1 rRNA gene (only partly in view) is annotated in these 1,830 nt (G+C 56.4%); it reads left to right on the forward strand.

The window, feature by feature from the left end:
* Window positions 1-587 precede the first annotated feature (587 nt).
* A 16S ribosomal RNA gene (locus OJ996_RS26265) occupies window positions 588-1,830 on the forward strand; it runs 374 nt beyond the window's last position.

A 1,830-nucleotide genomic window follows, 5' to 3' on the forward strand; every position in this document is an offset into this window, starting at 1 on the left:
CGAAAACCCGATCCACAGACATTTCCAGACCTTTCCCGCCTCGAAACCACCCCCTCAACCCTCCGTTTCACCCCGTGTGACGGCAATTTCACCCCTTCCGACGCCCCGGAACCGTCCGGATCTGCATTCTCCACCCCCTCCGCGCGCCGGTCGTCCCGTGTTCCCCGAAAAAACCTCCCCCGTGGAACCCCTGTATTTCCGCGATCGCGTGAAAAAATCCGAAAAACCTTCTGGAAAGATGTTGACCCGGGCCGGTCCGGCAGACTAGGGTCTCCCCGTCGCCGCAACGCTAGCGACGCGAGAGACGAAGGTCGATCGCGACTCCGAAAGAGTCCGATCGGCTTTTTAGTCCCCTCGAACGGAGATCTTTCACAAGCATGGCCCGGCAGACGCGCCGGAATTACTAAGGAAGCATGAAGCTTCCATAGCGGATTCCGTGCCCGAATCAAGCCGGGTGAAGAGGAAAAGGCCAAATTGTGTGCTGCGTGCTTCAAGAGGAGCATGCGGCGTCCGGAAAGAAGCTCCTGTGGAGTGGATGACCGGACGGTCAATTTGAGACAGGTCCATTGGATCTGTCGCATACGTTTTTTACGGAGAGTTTGATTCTGGCTCAGAACGAACGCTGGCGGCGTGTTTAAGACATGCAAGTCGAACGGAGTGAAGTTGTAGCAATACCGCTTCATTCAGTGGCGCACGGGTGCGTAACACGTGAGTTACATGCCCTGTAGTGGGGAATAGCCCGCCGAAAGGCGGATTAATACCCCATGGTCCCGCAAGGGTAAAGGTGGCGCAAGCTGCCGCTACAGGATTGGCTCGCGGCCTATCAGCTTGTTGGTGAGGTAACGGCTCACCAAGGCAACGACGGGTACCTGGTCTGAGAGGATGATCAGGCACACTGGAACTGAGACACGGTCCAGACACCTACGGGTGGCAGCAGTCGAGAATAATTCACAATGGACGAAAGTCTGATGGTGCAACGCCGCGTGGAGGATGAAGGTCTTCGGATTGTAAACTCCTGTCATCGGGGAGTAAGACCTGGCGGTAAATAGCCGACAGGGTTGATAGTACCCGAAGAGGAAGGGACGGCTAACTTCGTGCCAGCAGCCGCGGTAATACGAAGGTCCCAAGCGTTGTTCGGAATCACTGGGCGTAAAGGGAGCGTAGGCGGCGTGGTAAGTCAGATGTGAAATCCCGGGGCTCAACCCCGGAACTGCATCCGATACTGCCATGCTTGAGGGTTGGAGAGGTAGCTGGAATTCTCGGTGTAGCAGTGAAATGCGTGGATATCGAGAGGAACACTCGTGGCGAAGGCGAGCTACTGGACAACATCTGACGCTGAGGCTCGAAGGCCAGGGGAGCAAAAGGGATTAGATACCCCTGTAGTCCTGGCAGTAAACGGTGTGCGCTTGGTGTGAGGGGATTCGACCCCCCTTGTGCCGGAGCTAACGCGTTAAGCGCACCGCCTGGGAAGTACGGCCGCAAGGCTAAAACTCAAAGAAATTGACGGGGACCCGCACAAGCGGTGGAGTATGTGGCTTAATTCGATGCAACGCGAAGAACCTTACCAAGGCTTGACATGGATTTCTAAGCACGTGAAAGCGTGTGACCCTTCGGGGGACTTCCACAGGTGCTGCATGGCCGTCGTCAGCTCGTGTCGTGAGATGTTGGGTTAAGTCCCGCAACGAGCGCAACCCCTGTGATTAGTTGCCAGCACGTGATGGTGGGGACTCTAATCAGACTGCCCAGATCAACTGGGAGGAAGGTGGGGACGACGTCAGGTCAGTATGGCCCTTACGCCTTGGGCTGCACACGTACTACAATGCCCAGTAC

Origin of the sequence: Luteolibacter rhizosphaerae (genome assembly GCF_025950095.1) — a bacterium.
Classification (GTDB): Bacteria; Verrucomicrobiota; Verrucomicrobiia; order Verrucomicrobiales; family Akkermansiaceae; genus Haloferula; species Haloferula rhizosphaerae.